The sequence below is a fragment of the Bradyrhizobium sp. WU425 genome, from assembly GCF_021052305.1.
Classification (GTDB): Bacteria; Pseudomonadota; Alphaproteobacteria; order Rhizobiales; family Xanthobacteraceae; genus Bradyrhizobium; species Bradyrhizobium canariense_D.
Window position 1 is genome coordinate 7,704,592 of sequence record NZ_CP088089.1, and the last position, 22,146, is coordinate 7,726,737.

The window sequence follows — 22,146 nt, forward strand, 5'->3', positions numbered from 1 at the left end:
CGGAAAAAGCAGGGTACGCCTGTACCCGCGGGCGCCACAAGATGGGTGGCAATGATGAACTCTTCAAGACCAAAGCGCAGGCAATGCTCGGAGGAATGCCCTGGCCGGATGACGGGTTGACAGGGCTTGTTGGCCTCTCCCCGTAAGCCGGGAGAGCAAGCGGAGAGTGCGTTAGCGTCTTCGCACATGACGGGCGGAGCCGGCTCGGCTAGATTGCTCCTCATAAAACAAGACGAATTGTCCAGGGAGGACAGGCGTGCACCAGGGACGTGTCGTTTACGGCGCGATCGAGGAAGTCGTGTTCGGCCCCCCCGCGGCCGAGGCCGTGGTCGCCCAGATGGACCGGCTGGGGACGCGCCGCGCCTTCCTGATAGTCTCGGGCACGCTCAACCGGCAGACCGACGAAATCGCCAAGATCAAACAAGCCCTGGGCACAAATTGCGCGGGCGTCTTCGATGCCATGCCGGCGCACACCCCGCGCGAGGCGGTGATCGCCGCCACCAATGCGGCGCGCGAAGCGGGCGCCGACCTGATCGTCACCGTGGGCGGCGGCTCGATCACCGACGGCGCCAAGGCGGTGCAGCTCTGCCTCGCCAACGGCATCGACGATGTCGACGGCATCGAGCGTATCCGCGTGCACAAGGGCGTCGCGCCCGAGATGACGGCGCCGACCGTGCGTCAGATCAGCGTGCCGACCACGATCGCCGGCGGCGAGTTCAGCTCGATCGCAGGCGTCACCGACCGCACCGCCCATGTGAAACAGATGCTACGGCATCCGCTCAGCGTTCCGCGCGCGACCATCCTCGATCCCGCCATCACCGTGCACACGCCGGAATGGCTATTCCTCTCGACCGGCATCCGCGCCATCGATCATTGCGTCGAGGCGATCTGCTCGCGCGAGACGCACCCCTATGCCGACGCGCAATCGGTGAAGGGCCTCGCCATGCTCGCCGACGCGCTGCCACGGGTGAAGGCTGACCCTGCTGACCTCGACGCGCGAATGGATGCGCAGATCGGCACCTGGCTGTCGATGGGCGCGCTCGCCGCTGGCGTGCCGATGGGCGCGAGCCACGGCATCGGTTACGTGCTGGGCGCAGCCTTCGACGTACCGCATGGCTACACCTCCTGCGTCATGCTGCCGGCCGTGATGCGCTGGAATGCGCGCGACAATGCCGAGCGCCAGATGATCGTCGCGGCCGCAATGGGCTTTCCCGGCCACGCGGCAGCCGATGTGCTCGATGCCTTCATCCGCTCGCTCGGCATGCCGCGCAGCCTCGCCGATGTGCGCGTCTCGCCGGAGCATTTCGACGCCATCGCGGACGCTGCGATGCGCACGAACTGGATCCCGCGCAACCCGCGCAAGATCGACAGCCCCGCTCAAGTGCGCGAAATCCTGCTTCTTGCCGCATGATCCAAAGCCGGAGGACTGATGTACCCAGGTCAGCATGCCCGCCTGCGCCCACTCCAGCCCGCCTTCATCATGGCGACGACCGGCGAGGCCGTCACCTATCGCGAGCTCGATGCGCGCAGCAATCGGCTGGCGCACCTGTTCCGCAAGTATGGCCTGAAGCGGCTCGACCACTACTCGATCTTCATGGAGAACAATTCCCGCTACCTCGAAGCCTGCGGCGCGGGCGAGCGCTCCGGCCTCTACTACACCTGCATCAACTCGTTCCTGACGCCGGGCGAGCTCGCCTATCTCCTGGTCAATAGCCAGTCGAAAATCCTGATCACGTCGGTTGCTAAGCTCGATATCGCCCGCGAGGCGATCAAGGTCTGCCCCGACATCAAGCTGTGCATCGTCGCCGACGGCCCGGGCGAGAGCGAGCGCATCGTCGGCCTCACTGAGGTAACCGCCGACCTGCCGAAGACGCCGATCCCGGATGAATGGCTCGGCACCGCCATGCTGTATTCATCGGGCACGACGGGACGGCCAAAAGGGATTCTGCGGCCGCTTCCGGAGGAGCCGCCGAAACACAATCTGCCGTTGTTCGATTTCCTGACAAAGCTTTGGCACTACCGCGAGGGCATGGTCTACCTGTCGCCGGCGCCGCTCTATCATTCGGCGCCGCAGGCCGCCGTGAACCTCACGATCCGCATGGGCGGCACCGCGATCATCATGGAGAATTTCGATCCCGAGCGTTACCTCCAGCTCGTCGAGCAATGGGGTATCACCCACACCCAGCTCGTGCCGACGATGTTCTCGCGCATGCTCAAGCTGCCGGAGGAGGTGCGCGCGCGCTACGACCTCTCCTCGCTCGAGATCGCGATCCATGCCGCCGCGCCCTGCCCGGCGCAGGTCAAGGATGACATGATCAAATGGTGGGGACCGATCATCCACGAATACTACGGCGCCACCGAAGGCCTTGGCTTCACCGCCTGCGACAGCGCGGAATGGCTCGCCCACCGCGGCACCGTCGGCAAGGTGCTGCTCGGCGACCTCCATATTCTCGATGAGACCATGAAGCCATGCCCCACCGGCACGCCAGGACAGGTCTGGTTCAAGACGGCCTCACCGTTCGAATATTTCAACGATCCCGAGAAGACCAAGGAAGCGCGCTCGACCGACGGCAGCATGAGCACGGTCGGCGACGTCGGCTATGTCGACGAGGATCGCTTCCTCTATTTAACGGACCGCGCGACCTTCATGATCATCTCCGGCGGCGTGAACATTTATCCGCAGGAGTGCGAGAATCTGTTGATCACCCATCCGAAGGTTGCGGACGCCGCGGTGTTCGGCGTGCCCAATTCCGATCTCGGCGAAGAGGTGAAGGCGGTGGTGCAGCCGATGCCCGGGGCCGTGCCGGGCGAGGCGCTCGCCGAGGAGCTGATCGCGTTCTGCGGGGCGTCGCTGTCGCGGCAAAAGGTGCCGCGCTCGGTCGATTTCGAGAAGGAGTTGCCGCGGCTGCCGACGGGGAAGCTGTACAAGCGGCTGCTGCGGGACCGGTATTGGGGGAACAAGGCGTCAAGGATTGTGTGAAGGGCCGCTGTCGCCGGAGAAACTTCCCTCTCATCGTGAGAGACACCCCTGCGGCTTTCCGTCGTCCGAATTGCCGAGAGAGTAGCGGACCTTGACGGTTGCCTCACCGCGCACGCGCCGCTATCGTCGGGACAAACAGGCCGCAAAAGGCCGATGTCCAGGGAGGACGAGGATGCGGAGCGTACGGGCGCTCGCCGCGACGGCGGCGCTATCTTTGCTTGCGTTTTCGAGCGTTGCACTCGCCAGCGAGCCCAAGCAGGGCGGCATTTTGCGGATGTACCACCGCGACAGTCCCGGCAATGCCTCGATCCACGAAGGCGCGACCTACTCGCTCAACGTTCCCTTCATGCCGGTGTTCAACAACCTCGTCATCTACAAGCAGGACGTGGCGCAGAACAGCATGGACACCATCGTGCCCGAGCTCGCCGAGAGCTGGGCCTGGGTCAACGACAACAAGACGCTGACCTTCAAGCTACGCCAGGGCGTGAAGTGGCACGACGGCAAGCCGTTCACCTCGGCGGACGTCAAATGCACCTTCGACATGCTGATGGGCAAGTCGCAGCAGAAGTTCCGGCAGAACCCGCGCAAGAGCTGGTACGAACAGGTCAACGACGTCTCCACCAACGGCGATCTCGAGGTCTCCTTCAACCTGAAGCGGCCACAGCCTTCGCTGCTGGCGCTGCTCGCCTCGGGCTACACGCCGGTCTATCCCTGCCACGTCTCGCCCGGCGACATGCGCACGCACCCGATCGGCACCGGGCCGTTCAAGTTCGTCGAGTTCAAGGCCAATGAATCGATCAAGCTGACCCGCAATCCCGACTATTGGCGCAAGGGCCGGCCCTATCTCGACGGCATCGAGTTCACCATCATCCCGAACCGCTCCACCGCGATCCTCGCGTTCGTCGCCGGCAAGTTCGACATGACCTTCCCGACCGAGGTGAGCATCCCGCTGCTCAAGGACGTCAAATCGCAGGCGCCGAACGCGGTCTGCGTGGTCGAGCCCAACAATGTCGCCACCAACATCATCGTCAATTCGTCCGCGCCGCCGTTCGACAATATCGACATCCGTCGCGCCATGGCGCTGTCGCTCGACCGAAAGGCCTTCATCTCGATCTTGTTCGAGGGCCAGGGTGACATCGGCGGCACCCTGCTGCCGCCGCCGAATGGGCTGTGGGGGATGCCGAAGGAGATGCTCGAGACCATTCCGGGCTACGGCCCCGACATCAACGCCAACCGTGAGGAAGCAAAAAAGCTGATGCAGAAGGCCGGCTATGGGCCGGATAAGCATCTCGCCGTCAAGGTCTCGACCCGCAACATTCCGGTCTACCGCGATCCTGCGGTGATCCTGATCGATCAGCTCAAGAGCATCTATATCGACGGCGAGCTCGACGTGGTCGAGACCGCAAACTGGTTCCCGAAGATCGCGCGGAAGGATTACATGCTCGGGCTCAATTTGACCGGCAATGCCGTCGACGACCCCGACCAGTCTTTCGACGAGAACTATTCCTGCGGCTCCGAGCGCAACTACACCAATTACTGCAACAAGGAGATCGAAAAGCTGTTCGACGTGCAGTCCCAGGAGACCGACATTAACAAGCGCAAGAAGCTGGTGTGGGACATCGACAAGAAGCTGCAGGAGGACGTCGCCCGCCCGATCATCTTCCACGCACGTACCGGCAGCTGCTGGCAACCTTACGTCAAGGGCGTGACGGTGATGTCGAACAGCTCCTACAATGGCTATCGCTACGAGGACGTCTGGATGGACAAGTAGCGCGGGCGGCTGATGGGTTCGACGGGAGGCGATGCATGTTTGCCTATCTGGTGCGGCGCCTGTTGCTGATGCTCCTGACCCTGTTCGGGATCTCGATCGTCATCTTCTTCCTGCTGCGCATCGTCCCCGGGAATATCGTCGACATCCTGTTCGCCGCCGCGGGCTATGTGGACCCCGCCGACAAGGCCAATCTGGAGAAGGAGCTCGGCATCGACCAGCCGCTGGTGGTGCAATATTGGCACTGGATCAGCGGCTTCCTGCGCGGCGATTTTGGCTACTCCTACGTCTCCGAGAAGCCGGCGCTCCAGGAGATCCTGCCACGGATCCCGATCACCGCACGGCTCGCTGGCCTGGCGCTGTTGTTCTCGACCTCGATCGGCATCCCCCTTGGCGTGATCAGCGCGGTGAAGCAGGGAACGAGGCTCGACTACGCATTGCGTGTGGTGAGCCTCAGCGGATTGTCGCTGCCTTCGTTCTGGCTTGGCCTGCTCATCCTCACCGCCTCGGTGGCGATGTTCAACCAGATGCCGATCTTCAACCCGAATCCAGCGACTTGGCTGGAAGCGTTTGCGACCTATGCCGTGCCCGCCGCAGCCGTCGGCTTCCGCAGCGCGGCACTGACCATGCGCATCACGCGATCCTCGATGCTGGAGGTGCTGCGGCAGGACTATATCCGCACCGCGCGTGCCAAGGGCGCATCGGACGCCGCTGTGAACTATCAGCATGCGCTGAAGAATGCGATTCTGCCCGTCATCACCGTGATTGGCATCGAAGCGGCGTTCCTGATCGGCGGCCTCATCGTGACGGAGACGGTGTTCAACATCCCCGGCGTCGCGCGCTTCCTGGTCGAAGCGATTCGCTGGCGCGATTATCCGATCGTGCAGAACCTGGTGATGCTGATTGCCATCGTCGTGGTGAGCGCGAATTTCATCGTGGACATGCTGTACGCGGTGTTCGACCCGCGTATCCGGTACACGGATTAGGAGAACCTGTTGGCTGCGATCGACTATGACGTTGAACTGAGGCGCGCCGGGGCGCACGCGACCGTCGGCTGGCGGCGCGTGCTGTTTTTGGCGCAGCGGCATGTGCTGGGCGCGGCCGGGCTCGTCATCATGACCCTGTTCGTGTTCACCGCGATCTTCGCCGACTTCATCGCGCGTTACGATCCGCTGACGATCGATGCCGCTCGGGCACTGGCGCGTCCAAGCCTGGCACACTGGATGGGCACGGATTCCTTCGGCCGCGATGTCTTCAGCCGCATCATTCATGGCGCGCGGATCTCGCTCGCGGTCGGCATCGGCTCGACGGCGCTCGGCGGCAGCATCGGCGTGATCGTCGGCCTCACCTCCGGCTATCTCTCCGGCTGGGTCGATCTCGTGTTCCAGCGCGTCTCCGATGTCCTCCAGGCGCTGCCGCTGCTGGTGCTGGCCCTCATCATGACCGCGGCGCTTGGGCCGTCCTTGCCGAACGTCATCATTGCGATCGCCATTCCGCTGATCCCGACCGTCTCGCGCGTCATCCGCGCCAACACGCTGGCGCTGCGCGAGCTGCCATTCATCGAGGCCGCCAAGTCGATCGGCATGAGCGAGGTACGCATTGCGCTCCGTCACGTGCTGCCGAATACGCTGGCGCCGCTGATCGTGCTTGCGACGGCCCAGCTCGGCTCGACTATCCTCACGGAAGCCTCGCTCTCCTTCCTCGGCCTCGGCATTCCCGAGCCGTACCCGTCGTGGGGGCGCATGCTCTCTGAATCCGCCGCCGAATATGTCCGCACGGCGCCATGGCTGGTGATCTTCCCGGGCATCGCCATCAGCCTCGCGGTGTTCGGCGCCAATCTGTTCGGTGACGCCTTGCGCGACATCCTCGATCCCCGGCAGCGCGGCTGATGGCTGAGAACTCCGATCTCGTGATCGAGGTGAAGAACCTGAAGACGGTGTTCTTCACCAACTCCGGTCTGTTCAAGGCCGTCGATGATGTTTCCTTCACGGTGAAGCGCGGCGAGACGCTGGCGATCGTCGGCGAATCCGGCTGCGGCAAGAGCGTCACTGCACTATCGCTGATGCGGCTGGTGCCGGATCCACCCGGCCGCATCGTCGGCGGCTCCGTCACGCTCGAAGGCACCGACCTTCTGACGCTGGACGAAGCAGAGATGCGTGCCGTCAGGGGCAACCGCATCTCGATGATCTTCCAGGAGCCGATGACCTCGCTCAATCCGGTGATGCGGATCGGCGACCAGATCGTCGAGGCCGTGCGGCTGCACCGGAACATGTCGAGCAAAGAGGCCCGGGGCATCGCAATCGAGATGCTGCGCCTGGTGCGCATCCCCGAGCCGGCTCGGCGCGCGCGGGAATATCCGCATCAGCTGTCCGGCGGCATGCGCCAGCGCGCCATGATCGCGATGGCGCTGGCGTGCCGGCCGGTGCTGCTGATCGCGGACGAGCCCACGACCGCGCTCGACGTCACGATCCAGGCGCAGATTCTGGCGCTGATCCTAGACCTTCAGAAAGAGCTCGGCACCGGGCTCGTGCTGATCACGCATGATCTCGGCGTCGTCGCGCAGACCGCGCAACGCGTCATCGTGATGTATGCGGGACGCAAGGTCGAGGAAGCGAGCGTCGAGGCGCTGTTCGCCGCGCCAAAGCACCCCTACACGCGCGGATTGATGGCCTCGATCCCGGCGGTGCCGGCGCCCGGCGTTGCCGCGCCGGCACGGTTGAACGAAATTCCCGGCACCGTGCCGTCGCTGGTGGGGCTGCCCAAAGGTTGCGCGTTCGCGCCACGCTGCAAGCTCGCGATCAAGCGCTGCGAGGCCGAATATCCGCCGCTCATCGATTGGGGCGGCGGCCATCTCGCCGCATGCTGGCGGGCGGCCGAGGTTGCGGAGGTGGCATGACCGAGGCACTGCTCGAAGTCACCGAACTCAAGAAGCACTATCCGGTGCGCGCCGGCGTGTTGCGCCGACAAATCGGCACAGTGCATGCGGTCGACGGCGTCTCGTTTTCGGTTGGGGTCGGGGAGACGCTGGGCCTTGTCGGCGAATCCGGCTGCGGCAAGTCGACGGTGGCGCGCAGCGTGCTGCGGCTGGTCGAGCCGACCTCGGGCCAGATTCGCCTCGAAGGCGAGGACATCACGCATCTCTCCAAGTCCGCGCTGCGGCCACACCGTCGTTCGATGCAGATCGTATTCCAGGATCCTTTCGCCTCGCTCAACCCGCGCATGACTGCCGGAGACATCGTGGGCGAGCCGCTGTTCGTGCACGGGCTCGCGACCGGCAAAGCGCTGGAGGCACGTACCGCACAGCTGTTCGAGCAGGTTGGCTTGCGGCCCGACCAGATGCGCAACTTCCCGCATCAATTCTCCGGCGGCCAGCGCCAGCGCATCTGCATCGCCCGCGCGCTGGCGCTCGGGCCCCGCCTGATCGTCTGCGACGAGCCGGTCTCCGCGCTCGATGTCTCGATCCAGGCGCAGGTGATCAATCTCCTGATCGATCTGCAACGGCAGCACGGCTTCTCCTACCTCTTCATCGCGCATGACCTCGCCGTGGTCGCCCATATCAGTCACCGCGTCGCCGTGATGTATCTCGGCCGCATCGTCGAGATCGCGGACAAGGACGAGCTGTTCCGCAATCCGCGCCATCCCTACACGCAGGCCCTGCTCGCCTCGGTACCGATCGCCAACCCGCTCGCCAAAAAGCTCGTGCCGCTGGTCGACGGCGACGTGCCAAGCCCGGTCAATCCGCCGCCGGGGTGTGCGTTTCACACCCGCTGCCGGTATGCGATGGAGCGATGCAGGACGGAACGACCGGCGTTGGTGGACGCGGGGGACGGGCACCAGGTGGCGTGCTTGCTCAATGGCGGAACGGGGCGGAGCCAGTAGCTCCGCTGTCGTCCCGGCCTTCGCCGGGGCGACGAGTTGAGCTTGCCGCCCTACTCAGCCCCGATCTCCGCCACGATCCGGCCCGTTGTCACCTGCTCGCCCTCGGCGACGTCGATCGCGGCGACGACGCCGTCGATGCCGGCCTTGTGGACATGCTCCATCTTCATCGCTTCCAGCGTCATCACCGGCTGGCCGGCAGTGACGCGGTCGCCCGGCTTGACCAGGACGGCAACGACGCGGCCGTTCATGGCAGCGCGAACCTTGCCGTCTCCGTTGCTTGCGGCCGCCTTCGGCGCGGCGAGGGTGAGATCGGTCGCCGCGAGCGGGATGCCGCGGCGCTGGAGGTGGAGCCGGTCGCCGTCGCGCAGGAATTTGGCACTGTCCATCACGCCGTCATGGCGGAAGCGAATCACGTCGAGATCGAGTTGGTCGATCTCGAACTTGTCTTGCCGGCCGTCCCTGGCAACAATGTAGCTGCCATCGCGCTCGCGCCAGACTTCTAGCTCAAGCGCCTGGCCTGCGATCTCGATTTTCGCCGGCAGCGGGAACGTTGCCGCGAGGCTCCGTCCGCGGCGCCACGACGGTGCCTGGGGGTTCGTGACGTAGAGCAGCAGGCCGGCCAAGGCCATGTCGAATGCGGCGTCCGCGCGCGGCGCCAGCAGCTCGTCGCGATGGGCACCAATGAACGCCGTGGTCGCCTCGCCTTTGGCGAAGCCGGGATGACGCAGGCATGACATCAGGAAAGTCTGATTGGTAGTCACACCAAATCCGGTCAGTTGCTCCAGGCCGACGATCAGCCGCCCCCTCGCCTCCTCGCGGGTCGCGCCATGGCCGATCACCTTCGCGATCATGGAATCGTAGAACGGCGGAATCTCGGAGCCCGATTGCAGCGCATGTTCGACGCGGATGCCATCCGGCACCTGCCAGCGCGCCATGCGCCCGGACTGCGGCATGAAATCCTGCGCGGCGTCCTCCGAGCACAGCCGCACCTCGATGGCGTGGCCTGTGAAGCGAATGTCCTGCTGCTTGACCGGCAGCGACTCGCCGCGCGCGACGCGCAGCTGCAATTCGACGAGATCGAGCCCGGTGATGGCCTCGGTGACGGGATGCTCGACCTGGAGACGCGTATTCATCTCCATGAAGTAGAATCCGCCGCTCGCATCGAGCAGAAATTCGAGCGTGCCGGCGCCCTCGTAACGCAACGCCTTCACCGCGGCGACCGCGACCTCGCCCATCTTCGCACGCAGGTCGGGCGTGACTGCGGTCGACGGCGCCTCCTCGATTAGTTTCTGGTGCCGCCGCTGCACCGAGCAGTCGCGCTCGCCAAGATGGATGGCGTTGCCATGGCTGTCGCCGAACACCTGAATTTCGATGTGACGGGGATTCTGGATGGCGCGTTCGAGGATCACCGTCGGATCGCCAAACGCCGCCTTCGCCTCGGACCGCGCGCTACGCAGTGCCTCGGGGAACGAATTGGCATCCGCAACGAGCCGCATCCCGCGTCCACCGCCGCCGGCGACCGCCTTGATCATCACGGGAAAGCCGATCTCTCTCGCCTCCGCGAGCATGACTTCATCGCCCTGATCGGCGCCCTGATAGCCGGGCACGACGGGCACGCCGGCCTTTTTCATGATCTCCTTGGCACCGGCCTTGTTGCCCATTGTCTCGATCGCCTGCGGCGACGGGCCGATGAAGACGAGGCCGGCATCCTTGCAGGCTTGCGCAAACTCCTCGTTTTCGGCGAGGAAGCCATAGCCGGGATGAACGGCATCCGCGCCGCTGGCCTTTGCGGCCGCTATGATCGCGGCGATGTTGAGATAGGACTGCGCCGGCAGCGCTTCGCCGACTCGCACGGCCTGGTCGGCCTGTTGCACATGAAGCGCATCCCTATCCGCATCCGAATAGACCGCGACGACGCCGAGGCCGAGCTTCCGCGCGCTGCGCATCACCCGCAGTGCGATCTCGCCGCGATTGGCGATCAGGACCTTGAAGAACGGCCGGTGCTGCACTGATCCGTTCCTCATGGGCGGGCCACCGAGAATTGCATGCGCTGTGGGCTCCGCGCGTCACCTTCACGACAGATCGCGAGCACTTCGGACAGCACCGCGCGGGTGTCGCGCGGATCGATCACGCCGTCGTCGAGCACGCGCGCGCTGGTCGAGAACACGTCCATCTGGCCGTCGAACACGCCGACGATCTGCGCCTTCATGCCATCGAGCTTTTCTTTTTCGACCGGCTTGCCGCGACGCGCGGCTGCGGCTTCGGTGACGATCGCCATGGTCTCGGCGGCCTGCTCACCGCCCATCACGGCAGTCTTGGCGTTGGGCCAGGAGAAGCAGAAGCGCGGATGGAAGCCGCGCCCGCACATGCCGTAATTGCCGGCGCCGAACGAGGCGCCGCAATAGATGGTGATCTGCGGCACTGTCGCCGACGTCACCGCCTGGATCATCTTGGAGCCATGCTTGATCATGCCGGCTTCTTCGTAAGCTTTGCCGACCATGTAGCCGGTGGTGTTGTTCAGATAGAGCAGCGGCGTTCGGGTTTGGCAGCACGCCTGGATGAAATGCGTCGCCTTGTTGGCACCGGCCGGATCGAGCGGACCGTTGTTGGTGATGATGCCGATGGTCTGGCCCTCGATGCGGGCATGGCCGCAGACGGTGGCCGGGCCGTAGTTCGGCGCCATCTCGGTGAAGTCGGAATCATCGACGATACGTGCGATCACCTGCTTCATGTCCACGGAGCGCTTGTGGTCCATCGGCATAATGCCGAGCAGTTCGTCTTGATCGTAGCGCGGCCGCTTATATTCCGCGCTCGCCCTGCCCGGCCGTTCCCATTCCAGCGCCGCCATGATCTCGCGCGCGATGCGCAGGGCGTCGCGGTCATCCTCGGCGAGGTAGTCGCCAAGTCCCGACACCTGCGTGTGCATCTCGGCGCCGCCAAGCTCCTCTTCGGTCGCGATCTCGCCGGTGGCGGCCTTCAGCAGCGGCGGCCCGGCGAGGAAGGCGCGGGTGCGGCCACGGACCATGACGATGTAGTCGGACAGGCCGGTCTGATAGGCGCCGCCGGCGGTCGAGGAGCCATGGGTTACGGTCACGACGGGCAGGCCCGCTGCGGAGAGTCGCGCGAGATTGCGGAAGATGTTGCCGCCGCGGACAAAGTCTTCGACGCGGTAGCGCAGGAGATTGGCGCCGGCGCTTTCGACCAGCTGGACGTAAGGCAGCTTGTTCTCCAGCGCGAGCTCCTGCACGCGTATCGTCTTGTCGAGGCCGTAGGGCTGAAGCGCGCCGGCATCGATGCCGGAATCGTTGGCGCTGACCATGCAACGGATGCCCGAGACGAAACCGATGCCGGCGATGACGCCGCCGCCGGGGACGCTCTTGTCCGGATCAGATACGTCGAACATGTACCCGGCGAGCGTGGACAGCTCGATGAAGGGCGCGCCGGGATCGAGCACCAGCGCGACGCGCTCGCGCGGCAACAGCTGGCCGCGCTTGTGGAAGCGGTCTTTCGCCGCGGCTGATGCCACACGCGTGCGCTCTTCCAGCGCGCGCATGCGGTCGATCAGGCCAAGCATGCCGTCGCGGTTGGCGCGATAGGCGGCACTGCCGGGAGAAATCGTGTTTTCGAGAATGGACATAACTCAATCCTGCTCGTCATTGCGAGGAGCAAAGCGACGAAGCAATCCAGGCGCATCCATGGAAAGATTCTGGATTGCTTCGCTTCGCTCGCAATGACGGTTGAGGCGATAATTTACCTATTCGTCCCAAAAATCTTTCGCGCTTCCGCCGGGCTCGCGATCTCGCGGCCGGCACGGCGGGCGCAGGCGGCGATGGCGTCGATCAGCTGGCCGTTCGACGTTACCTTCTTGCCGTCGGCGAGATAGAAGGCATCTTCGAGACCGGTGCGCAGATGACCGCCGAGCTCCGCACAGCGCTGGTGCAGCGGCCAGATTTCTTCGCGGCCTATCGCGGTGACCTGAAATTGCGCCTCGGGACGCTTCAGCTTGATCAGGATCGGCAGCAGATCGGGATCCGACGGCATGCCGGAGGCGACGCCCATCACAAAGTTATACTCGAGCGGGCCCTTGTACATGCCGACCTGGCGGTACATGCCGACGCAGCGGACGATGCCGACGTCAAAACATTCGAATTCGGGGATGGTACCGACCGCGTTCATGACGTCGAGATAGTCCTTCACCTTCTCGACCGCATTGTCGAACATCATCGGCGGCCAGGCCCAGCTGTTGTCGGCCTTCACCTTCAGGTAATTTAGCGAGCCGGCATTGCAGGCCGCGATCTCCGGCCTGGTCTCGCGGATACAATCCAGCGCACCGTTGTAGTTCGGCCCGGAGACGCCGGAGGTGTGATTGATGATCACGCCAGGGCAGGCTTCGCGAATCGCCTGCTGGATCTCCTTGCTGACGCTGACCTCCCAGGACGGCAGATGCCCCTTGTCCGGCGCCTGCTGACGCAGATGGATGTGCATGATGGACGCGCCGGCATCGAACGCAGCCTTGGCCTCGCGCGCCATCTGCTCGGGCGTGACAGGCACGTTGTGCTGCTTCGGGTCGGTGAGCACGCCGTTCAGCGCGCAGGTGATGACGGCCTTGTCGCTCATGCCTTGAATGTCTCGCACGTTGATAATTCAACGTTTGCGATCATGTGATGGGCGGCAGGCGGCTTCTTGCGCGGAGAAGCTGGAAAAAGGCGATAAACCGTAGGGTGGGCAAAGGCGCTCTTGCGCCGTTCCCACCATCTCTCAATACCTCGCGAAGATGGTGGGCACGCTTTCGCTTTGCCCACCCTACGAGACGACGCTAGCTCGCCTCCGCCAGCCTCACGGTCTCGCTGCTGCGATAGATCGCGAGATCGCGCGAGCCGACGAAGATCGCGCGCGGCTTCAGGCCGTAGAAGCGGCGGATCGAGTGGCTGAAATGGGTGGAGTCGGGATAGCCGATGTCCTGCGCGAGATGGGCGAGGTTGAGGTCCTGGTTGGCGAAGTGCAGCAGGTGACGCGCCCGCTTCCAGGCGCGGAAGGAGCGGAACGAGATGCCGGTCTCTTCCTTGAACAGATGCAGGAAGCGCGAAGCGGAAAGTCCGGCCTCCGCCGCGCATGTGTCCGCCGTCACGGGTTCGCCCGTGAAGCGGCCGATACGGGCGACCGCACGCGTCACGCGGGGGTCGAGCACGCGGCGCGGCAGCGCCTCGCCAAAACACATCTGGTCGAATTCGGCGGTGGTGATGTCGCCGTAGCGACGCTGGCGCAGCAGCGTGTAGGCGGCGAGGATCTTGCGGGCATAGACGGCCCTGTCGGGTCCGGTGAGCCGCTCGGCCAGGACCTCGATCACGCCATCGGGCATGCTCTCCGGCTCCAGCGTCACGCTGATCGCGGTGCGGTAGTCGCTCGCAATGGAATGCCGCTGGTTCGGTAGGGTAACGAACAGCTCGCCGGTGGCGAGCGCATCATCGATCGTCAGATGCAGACTGCCCTTCACCGCGACATAGACATGGCAGCAGCCGGGCGTCCGCTTGCGGGGGCGGCCGAGCAGGCCGGCATAGAATACCCGCTCCGGCGTGATCAGCATCAAATGGTCGGATTCGCGACCGTTATCTTCCATTGGGATCCTCCTCGCGCGGCTCTTTGGCCGCTGCGGACGGAGGTCACCTTAGCGGAAATCTGGGCGCTGTCACGGCGGGATAGCGCTATCATGAAGCGCAAAACAGCGGCAGTCCCGACGACCCGGAACTCCCGGCAACATGGCCGTCCCGGCTTTCGCCAGAACGATAATCAGGCCCTCACCCTTGGCGCCACGTTCTGCTCGACGCCGGCCTGTTGCTCCGCAGCAACCGCGCGCTTGAAACCATCCCGTTGCTGCAAGCGCGCCCAATAGGCTGCGACATTTGGCCCAAAATCCTTGGCAAGCCCGATAGTATCGGCGAGGCGGAGCGCGTAACCGATCACGATGTCGGCGGCAGTGAAGCGGCCCGCGCACAAGGCCTCGGTATTTGCGGTGGCTGCCTCGACGGCGCGCAGGCGGCCCAAAAACCATTTGGCATAGTCGCCGGCGACCTGCGGATTGCGGCGCTCTTCCGGCTCGAGCTGGGTGTATCGGAGCACCAGCGTCTGCGGGAAGGTTAACGTGGCGTCGCTGAAATACATCCAGTTCACGAACGCGCCATAGGCGGGATCTTCGGGTCCGACCATCAGTGGCGTCGGTCCATGCTTGATGCCGAGATAGTGGCAGATGCCGGAGGACTCGGTCATTTTCGTCTCGCCGTCGACCATGAAGGGAATCGTGCCCAGCGGATTGAGCGCGAGATACTCCTTGGCGAAGACCCGCGGCGGGAACGGCAGCATCTTGAGCTCGTAGGGCAGCCCCATCTCCTCCAGCATCCAGAGCGGACGGAATGAGCGCGCGGCGTCGCAGTGATAGAGCGTGATCATCAGGAACTTCCTTTGCTGCCGGGCAGCGTCCCCATCATCTTGCACAGGACCATCAGCATGACCTCGTCGGCGCCGCCGCCGATCGATGTCAGACGGCTGTCGCGATAGGCACGGCTGACCGGCGTCTCGTTGGTAAAGCCCATTCCACCCCAATATTGCAAGCAGGCGTCGGTAAGCTCGCGGCCGAGTCGCCCGGCCTTCAGCTTGGCCATGGTCGCAAGTTTCGTGACATCCTCGCCCGCCACAAGCGCCTCTCCGGCACGGTAGATCAGCGCGCGCAACAGCTCGACCTCGGTCTGCATCTCCGCGAGCTTGAAATGAACGACCTGGTTGTCGAGGATCGACTTCCCAAAGGCCTTGCGATTGCGGGTGTATTCGATGGTCTCGTTGATAATGTATTCATGCGCCTTCAGGCAGGCGGCCGCACCCCAGAGCCGCTCCTCCTGGAACTGGATCATCTGGTAGGTAAAGCCCTTGCCCTCCTCGCCGATCCGGTTGCGCTTGGGCACGCGGACATTGTCGAAGAAGATCTGCGCGGTGTCGGAGGAACGCATGCCCATCTTGTCGAGCTTGCGCGCGACCGTGACGCCCTTGGTCTTCATGGGCACACAGATCAGCGATTTGTTGCGGTGAACGGACCCGTCGCCCGTATTGGCGAGCAGACAGATCCAGTCGGCCTGGGTGCCGTTGGTGATCCACATCTTGCCACCATCGATGACGTAATCGTCGCCGTCCCCGCGCGCATTGGTCTTGATCGAGGCCACGTCAGAACCCGCGCCGGGCTCCGAGACGCCGATGCAGGCCACATAGTCGCCAGAGATCGAGGGCGCCAGGAATTCGCGCCGCACTTCATCGGAGCCGAACCGCGCCAGCGCAGGAGTCGCCATGTCGGTCTGCACCCCGATCGCCATCGGCACGCCGGCGCAATTGATCGCGCCGAGTTCCTCCGCCATCATCAGCGCATAGGAATAGTCGAGGCCGGAGCCGCCGAATTCGACCGGCTTGTTCAGCCCGAGAAAGCCGAGCCTGCCCATCTTCCTGAACAGCTCGTGCGCCGGGAAGATGTCGGCCTTCTCCCATTCATCGACATGCGGATTGATCTCGTTGGCAATGAATTTTTGCAAGGAACGGCGGATCTCGTCGTGGTCGGCGGTGAACAGCATCTTGTTAGCCCAGTTCTTGGTATCTCTGAGGTGCTCGTCATGGCCGGGCTCGTCCCGGCCATGACGGAGAAAGAGGTCACAACCCCATCTGCCGCGACGCGAGATCCTTCATGATCTCCTCGGTGCCGCCGCCGATCGCGTTGACCTTGACCTCACGGTAGATGCGCTCGGCCTTGATGCCGCGCATGAAGCCGGCGCCGCCAAAAATCTGCACCGCTTCCGAGGCGCAGAACGCCATGGTCTGGGTCGCCTGGTTCTTCATCATGCAGATTTCGGCGACCGGGCTTTCGCCCTGCTCCAGCCGCCAGGCCAGCATCTCCAGCATCGCTTGCGATGCGGCGACCTTCTGCGCCATGTCGACGATCTTGTGGCGGATCACCTGGTGCTGCGCGAGCGGCTTGCCGAAGGTCTTGCGCTCCTTGGCGTAGGCAATGGCCTCGTCGAGGCAGACGCGCGCGAACGCGGTGCAGCCCGCCGCCATGCCCATGCGCTCGCTGTTGAAATTCCGCATGATGATCTTGAACCCCTGGCCTTCCTCGCCGATCAGGTTTTCCGCCGGTACGCGGCACTCGTCGAAATGCAGGGTCGCGGTGTCGGAGGCCCACCAGCCCATCTTCTTCAGCTTTGTCCGGGACAGGCCGGGCGTATCCCCCTCGATCAGGAGCAGGCTGACGCCGCCGGCGCCCTCGCCGCCGGTGCGCACCGCAACGGTCAAATAGTCGGCACGCATCCCGGATGTGATGAAGGTCTTCTCGCCGCTCACGACGTAGTGATCTCCGTCGCGCCGCGCCTTGGTGCGGAGGCCCGCGACATCAGAGCCGCCGCCCGGCTCGGTGATCGCGAGCGCGGAGATTTTCTCACCCGCGAGCACCTGAGGCAGCACGCGCGCCTTCACCTCGGGGCGCGCGGCCCGCGCGACCGGCGGCGAACCGATCGTATGGCTCATCAAGCTGGCGCTGACACCGCCGGCGCCAGCCCGCGCCAGCTCCTGGCTGGCGACGATCCTCATGAACTGGTCGGCGGCGATCCCGCCATATTCCTCGGGGAAACCGAGTCCCAAGAGCCCGATCTCGGCCGCCTTGCGATAGAGCGCGCGGGGGAATTCACCGGCCTCATCCCACTCGTGGGCGAAGGGCGCAATCTCCTTGTCGACGAAGCGGCGCATCACCTCGCGAAAGGCGTCATGCTCGGCGGTATAGAACGGGCTCATCATCGCACTCTCGCCTTGCTGGCGGATTCGTCTCGTCCACCATGGCCGGAACCTTGGCGGCTCACTTGCGCGGAGTGGCTGGCCGAGCCCCGCTCCAAGCAAGCTCGCTCTAGCAACTCAACGCAAGACGATTTTCATCGCTCGCGCGCCAACTCCGGATCAAAAAAAGGATGGTGCACAAACTCCGGCTGGCCCTTGGGCCATGCCGGGCATGGTGCATGGCAATAGGGACGCGGGCGGCACAAGTCCGCCGAGGGAGGAATTCTTGGCCGTTCGTTACTACGACTGGATCGCCCACCATGGCCGCCGCACACCGAACAAGATTGCGGTGATAGACCTCGCGAGCGAGCGCCGCTTTACCTATGCGCAGCTCGACGCGCGCATCTCGCGTCTCGCGTCATTTCTGCGCCATGCGCTGAAAGTCTCGCGCGGCGAGCGGGTCGCGGTGCTGGCGCTGAACACGACCGATACGCTGGAGGTGCAATTCGCCTGCGGGCGGTTAGGTGCGATCTTCGTGCCGCTGAACACCCGCCTCACCGTTCCCGAACTCCAGTTCATCACCGCAGATTGCGCGCCGAAGGTGATGATCCACGACACCGATCTCGCCGAAACGGCGCTGGCCGTGGCAAGGCTCTGCGGCATTGCGACGAGCCTGCTGCTTGGCCCCAGCGGGACTTATGAGGCCGGCATCGCCGCCGCAAAGCCACTCGAGAAAATCGAGGAGGTGACCCTCGATGACGTCTCGACCATCATGTACACCTCGGGCACAACGGGTCATCCCAAGGGCGCCACCATCACCCATGGCATGACCTTCTGGAATTGCGTCAATCTCGGCGGCCCAGCCTGCATCGGGCCGTCCTCGGTGCTGCTCACCGTGCTGCCGCTGTTCCACACCGGCGGCCTGAATTGCTACACCAATCCGGTGCTGCACGCCGGCGGCACCGTGATGATCATGCGCGCCTTCGATCCCGGCACGGCGCTCGGCCTGATCAACGATCCCGCACAGGGCATCAACGTGTTCTTCGGCGTGCCCGCGATCTACCAGTTCATGGCCCAGCATCCGGCGTTCGCGACCACCGACCTCGGCCGGTTGATCGTGGGAGGTGTCGGCGGCGCACCAATGCCGGTGCCGCTGCTCAAGGTGTGGGAGGCGCGTGGCGTCGCACTCCAGCAGGGCTACGGCATGACCGAGACCTCGCCGGCCGTGCTGGTGCTCGACCGCGAGGATGCGGCACGGAAAGCCGGCTCCGCCGGCAAGCCGGTGCTGCACACTGAAGTGCGCATCGTGCGTCCTGACGGCGGCGACGCCGATGTCGGCGAACTCGGCGAGCTCTGGGTCAAGGGACCGAACATTACGCCCGGCTACTGGAACAGGCCGGAGGCGAACAAGACGTCGTTCACCGATGGCTGGCTGCACACGGGCGACGCGACACGCGTCGATGAGGAAGGTTTTTATTACATCGTCGACCGCTGGAAGGACATGTACATTTCCGGTGGCGAGAACGTCTATCCGGCCGAGGTCGAGAACGTCCTGCACCAACTCGACGCTATCGCGGAAGCCGCCGTGATCGGCATTCCCGATCCGCAATGGGGCGAGGTTGGCCTCGCCATCGTCGCGGCCAAGCCCGGCCAGCGGTTGACCGAGACAGATGTCTTCGCGCACTGCGCGGCGAATCTCGCGCGCTTCAAATGTCCACGCCAGGTCCGCTTCGTCGATGCGTTACCCCGCAACGCCACCGGCAAGATCCACAAGCCGACCTTGCGCAAGGAATTCTCGGGCGCCTCGGAAGTCGACAAGAAAGCCGCCAACGCCTGATCAAAGCGCCCCTCTCGCGGGCACTTTTCTTTTTGACGTGCGTGTTCCAACCCAGAAAAGCCAAGGAATTTTCATGAAAAAGAAACTCTCCCTGCTCGCCGCAGCAACGGCGTTGGTGCTGCTGACAGCCCAAACCGCGTATGCGCAAAAGGCGTACGACACCGGCGTCACCGACACCGAGATCAAGATCGGCAATGTCGAGGCCTATTCCGGCCCGGCTTCCGCCTACGGGGTCATCGGCAAGACCGAGGAAGCCTATTTCAAGATGATCAACGACCAGGGTGGCATCAACGGCCGAAAGATCAATTGGATCTCCTACGACGACGGCTACTCGCCGCCGAAGACCGTTGAGCAGATCCGCAAGCTGATCGAGAGCGACGAGGTCTTCCTGGTGTTCAACGCGCTGGGCACGCCGACCCAGACCGCCGTGCAGAAATATCATAATTCCAAGAAGGTGCCGCAGCTGTTCCTCGCCACAGGCGCCAGCAAGTGGAATGACCCGAAGAACTTTCCCTGGACGATGGGCTTCCAGCCCAGCTACCGCGTCGAGGCACAGATCTTCGCGAAGTATATTCTGAAGGAGAAGCCGGACGCGAAGGTCGCGATTTTTTATGCCAACGACGATTTCGGCAAGGACTACCTCGCCGGCATCAAGGACGTGTTCGGTGACAAGGCATCGAAACTGATCGTGGCCGAAGAGAGCTACGAGACGTCGGAACCCTCGATCGATGCTCATATCGTCAAGCTCAAGGGCACCGGCGCCGATGTCTTCGTAAACATCGCCACGCCGAAATTCGCGGCGCAGGCGATCAAGAAGATCGCGGAGCTGGAGTGGAAGCCGATGCATCTCATGACCGATGTCTCGGTGTCCATCGGCGCGGTGATGAAGCCTGCCGGCCTCGAGGCATCCGAAGGGGTGCTGTCGGCTGGTTATCTGAAGGATGCGTCGGATCCGCAGTGGAAGGATGATGAGGGCATGAAGAAGTTCATGGTCTTCGTCGACAAATACATACCCGGTGCAAATATTTCGGACGCCAATCTGGTTTACGCCTATGCCGCAGCCCAGACGATGGTGCAGGTGCTGAAGCAGGCGGGGGACAATCTGACCCGTGAGAATGTGATGAAGCAGGCAGCGAGCCTGAAGGGCTTCGTGCCCGACACACTGATCCCGGGCATCAAGATCAACACCTCCGCCACGGACTTCGCGCCGATCGAGCAGCTCAAGATGTGGCGGTTCAAGAAGGGCCAGTGGGAACTGTTCGGCGATATCATCAGCGCCGAAACGGGCGGCTAGTTCGACTGAGAGCAACAGCCTGAATCGACCGAATAGCGGCCGAAGGGCCGCTATTCTTTTCCAGCAAGCGACGGCGCTGTTCCCGCGCTTTCAACCTCGATCATGTCGTCGCCGACGTCGATGCCCGCGATCGGCAGGCCGAGACGACGCGAATCGCCGACGCCCCTGAACATGGGGCATGCCCAGGCGAGGGTGGCGATGCCTGACGGCGGCAGATCGAGGCTCAGCCTGTAGCTGTCACAACCGGTCACGACCGCTTCGGGGCGGATGGCCGTGCCATCGACATAGAATCGCGTGTCTATCGTATCTAGCGGTGCGCGAAGTGCGGGGCTTCGAACGCGGACAATGGTGCGGCCCGGCTTCCCCTTGATGCGCACGGCTGCCTCTGGTTCGCTCCAGCGGAAAGTGTGACCGGCAGAGAACTCTTCGGCATGGAATCCGATCTGCGCGACAACGCGCTCACCAAGGAGCCCGTCAACAGGTCCCGCATCTCGTCCGAGACGGTGAATGCAATCGAGCCTCTGATGCCGGATCAGCGCGGCGATGTATCGCCGCATCCATCGCGCGATCGCATCGCTCGATCCGGCGGCCGTCACAGCGACCAGCACGGCCCGCGCGTGCCATGCCGCCAGCCGCGCGAAACCGCGCGCGCCGAGACCGCCGAGCAGCGCCGGCACGGCCCAACGCCATACCGCCAGCCATTTCTCGCCAGGCCCTCCCCCGCCGTCACCGAGGCTGGAGCGCAGGAGCGCGTTCAGTGCATTGCGGGCGAGCGACGCGCCGGCCTCGCTCCGCGAGCTCCACTCGACCGGAATGTCGAGCAGCTCGCTGCCGGCATCGTTGCGGGCCTCGCTCAGATAGCGAATCTCGCCTTGCACGAAGTCGAGCGTGAATTGCTTCAGCTCGCCGATCTCACCGACATAGTAGTGATGGAAGCGCGCCTCCTCGAGATAGCCGATGGAATGACCTCTCGCGTGATAGGCGGCGGCGAGCACCCATTCGGCGAAATGACCGAGCTCCTCGCGCAGGCCGCCGCATTCCCGGTAGACGTCGTGCCGCGTCACGAAACACTGATCCAGGACCTTGCGCCAGGGATGCTGCTTCATACCGAACTCGATGTCGGCCTGGTACATGGCGGCCTCTGCCACGGATAACCGGTTATGGCAGATCGGGATCGAACGGCAGGAAAAGCCGGCCCAATCGGGATGAGTATCGATCGCGCGAATGCAGAGTTCGATCACGTCGGGTTCGGGCCGGCAGTGCGATTCCGTGAAGAACAGATAGCTGCCGCGCGCCTTCGTCGCGCCGAATGCGCAGAGCCCGATGTCGTGTTCGGAATCGGTGAATTCGAGGCGAGCCCTGTTGCCGGCCAGCGCCTTCAACTGCTCGCGTGCCGTGAAATCCGGAGGCACGACCAGAATGATCTCGTAGAGCGATGTGTCGGCAGTTTGCGACGTCCAGCCGAGCCAGGACATCTCCCACTGCCCGCGGTGAGATTCGAGCGGGATAATGATTGAGAACAGCGGAGATTCGCCGTCGTAGAGTGCGGACGCGTCCTGCATGTCCCCTTATAGACGCATGCTCGTCATTCC

17 protein-coding genes are annotated in these 22,146 nt (G+C 64.0%); 9 read left to right on the top strand and 8 right to left on the bottom strand.

Annotated features, from left to right (window positions below; genetic code table 11):
- Nucleotides 1-256: 256 nt before the first annotated feature.
- The 7 genes from BcanWU425_RS36660 (at nucleotide 257) to BcanWU425_RS36690 (ending at nucleotide 8,627) form a co-directional block, all read left to right on the top strand.
- Nucleotides 257-1,411, top strand: a complete 1,155-nt coding sequence (locus BcanWU425_RS36660; protein WP_204513127.1) for an iron-containing alcohol dehydrogenase — start codon at nucleotides 257-259, stop codon at nucleotides 1,409-1,411.
- 18 nt (nucleotides 1,412-1,429) lie between these two features.
- Nucleotides 1,430-2,980, top strand: a complete 1,551-nt coding sequence (locus BcanWU425_RS36665) for an AMP-binding protein (protein ID WP_204513126.1) — start codon at nucleotides 1,430-1,432, stop codon at nucleotides 2,978-2,980.
- Between the two features lie 172 nt (nucleotides 2,981-3,152).
- Complete coding sequence (locus BcanWU425_RS36670; protein ID WP_204513125.1) at nucleotides 3,153-4,751, top strand: ABC transporter substrate-binding protein; 1,599 nt, start codon at nucleotides 3,153-3,155, stop codon at nucleotides 4,749-4,751.
- A gap of 35 nt (nucleotides 4,752-4,786) precedes the next feature.
- Nucleotides 4,787-5,734 carry an ABC transporter permease gene (locus tag BcanWU425_RS36675; protein WP_018455967.1) on the top strand — a complete coding sequence of 316 codons (948 nt, stop codon included), beginning with the start codon at nucleotides 4,787-4,789 and terminating at the stop codon, nucleotides 5,732-5,734.
- A gap of 9 nt (nucleotides 5,735-5,743) precedes the next feature.
- Nucleotides 5,744-6,637 carry an ABC transporter permease gene (locus BcanWU425_RS36680; protein WP_018455966.1) on the top strand — a complete coding sequence of 298 codons (894 nt, stop codon included), beginning with the start codon at nucleotides 5,744-5,746 and terminating at the stop codon, nucleotides 6,635-6,637.
- Entirely contained in the window at nucleotides 6,637-7,644 is a 1,008-nt protein-coding gene (locus BcanWU425_RS36685) for an ABC transporter ATP-binding protein (protein WP_231189560.1), read from the top strand. The genes BcanWU425_RS36680 and BcanWU425_RS36685 overlap by 1 nt, the downstream gene beginning before the upstream one ends.
- A complete protein-coding gene (locus BcanWU425_RS36690) occupies nucleotides 7,641-8,627 on the top strand; it encodes an ABC transporter ATP-binding protein (RefSeq protein ID WP_085348659.1) in 987 nt (328 codons plus the stop codon). The genes BcanWU425_RS36685 and BcanWU425_RS36690 overlap by 4 nt, the downstream gene beginning before the upstream one ends.
- Before the next feature lie 50 nt (nucleotides 8,628-8,677).
- On the opposite strand, the gene BcanWU425_RS36695 is transcribed toward BcanWU425_RS36690, so the two are convergent.
- The 7 genes from BcanWU425_RS36695 to BcanWU425_RS36725 all read right to left on the bottom strand — a co-directional run bounded on the left by BcanWU425_RS36695 (nucleotide 8,678) and on the right by BcanWU425_RS36725 (nucleotide 17,447).
- Complete coding sequence (locus BcanWU425_RS36695) at nucleotides 8,678-10,651, bottom strand: acetyl-CoA carboxylase biotin carboxylase subunit (protein WP_204513123.1); 1,974 nt, start codon at nucleotides 10,649-10,651, stop codon at nucleotides 8,678-8,680.
- Nucleotides 10,648-12,264 (bottom strand): acyl-CoA carboxylase subunit beta, encoded by a 1,617-nt coding sequence (locus tag BcanWU425_RS36700; RefSeq protein ID WP_204513122.1) that lies wholly within the window; start codon nucleotides 12,262-12,264, stop codon nucleotides 10,648-10,650. The genes BcanWU425_RS36695 and BcanWU425_RS36700 overlap by 4 nt, the downstream gene beginning before the upstream one ends.
- Nucleotides 12,265-12,377: 113 nt before the next feature.
- Nucleotides 12,378-13,244, bottom strand: a complete 867-nt coding sequence (locus BcanWU425_RS36705; RefSeq protein ID WP_018455961.1) for a BKACE family enzyme — start codon at nucleotides 13,242-13,244, stop codon at nucleotides 12,378-12,380.
- 199 nt (nucleotides 13,245-13,443) lie between these two features.
- Complete coding sequence (locus BcanWU425_RS36710; RefSeq protein ID WP_018455960.1) at nucleotides 13,444-14,244, bottom strand: helix-turn-helix domain-containing protein; 801 nt, start codon at nucleotides 14,242-14,244, stop codon at nucleotides 13,444-13,446.
- Nucleotides 14,245-14,414: 170 nt separating this feature from the next.
- On the bottom strand, nucleotides 14,415-15,071 hold the full coding sequence (locus tag BcanWU425_RS36715; protein WP_018455959.1) for a glutathione S-transferase family protein: 657 nt from the start codon (nucleotides 15,069-15,071) through the stop codon (nucleotides 14,415-14,417).
- Entirely contained in the window at nucleotides 15,071-16,234 is a 1,164-nt protein-coding gene (locus BcanWU425_RS36720) for an acyl-CoA dehydrogenase family protein (protein WP_204513121.1), read from the bottom strand. Before BcanWU425_RS36720 ends, BcanWU425_RS36715 begins: the two co-directional genes overlap by 1 nt.
- A gap of 76 nt (nucleotides 16,235-16,310) precedes the next feature.
- Nucleotides 16,311-17,447 (bottom strand): acyl-CoA dehydrogenase family protein, encoded by a 1,137-nt coding sequence (locus BcanWU425_RS36725; RefSeq protein WP_018455957.1) that lies wholly within the window; start codon nucleotides 17,445-17,447, stop codon nucleotides 16,311-16,313.
- A gap of 262 nt (nucleotides 17,448-17,709) precedes the next feature.
- On the opposite strand from BcanWU425_RS36725, the gene BcanWU425_RS36730 reads away from it, so the two are divergent.
- Together BcanWU425_RS36730 and BcanWU425_RS36735 are read left to right on the top strand one after the other, a co-directional pair.
- Complete coding sequence (locus BcanWU425_RS36730) at nucleotides 17,710-19,260, top strand: acyl-CoA synthetase (protein WP_026233060.1); 1,551 nt, start codon at nucleotides 17,710-17,712, stop codon at nucleotides 19,258-19,260.
- Between the two features lie 73 nt (nucleotides 19,261-19,333).
- A complete protein-coding gene (locus tag BcanWU425_RS36735; RefSeq protein ID WP_204513120.1) occupies nucleotides 19,334-20,554 on the top strand; it encodes an ABC transporter substrate-binding protein in 1,221 nt (406 codons plus the stop codon).
- A gap of 50 nt (nucleotides 20,555-20,604) precedes the next feature.
- Here BcanWU425_RS36735 and BcanWU425_RS36740 read toward each other — a convergent pair whose 3' ends face one another.
- Complete coding sequence (locus BcanWU425_RS36740; RefSeq protein WP_204513119.1) at nucleotides 20,605-22,116, bottom strand: glycosyltransferase family 2 protein; 1,512 nt, start codon at nucleotides 22,114-22,116, stop codon at nucleotides 20,605-20,607.
- Nucleotides 22,117-22,146: the final 30 nt, after the last annotated feature.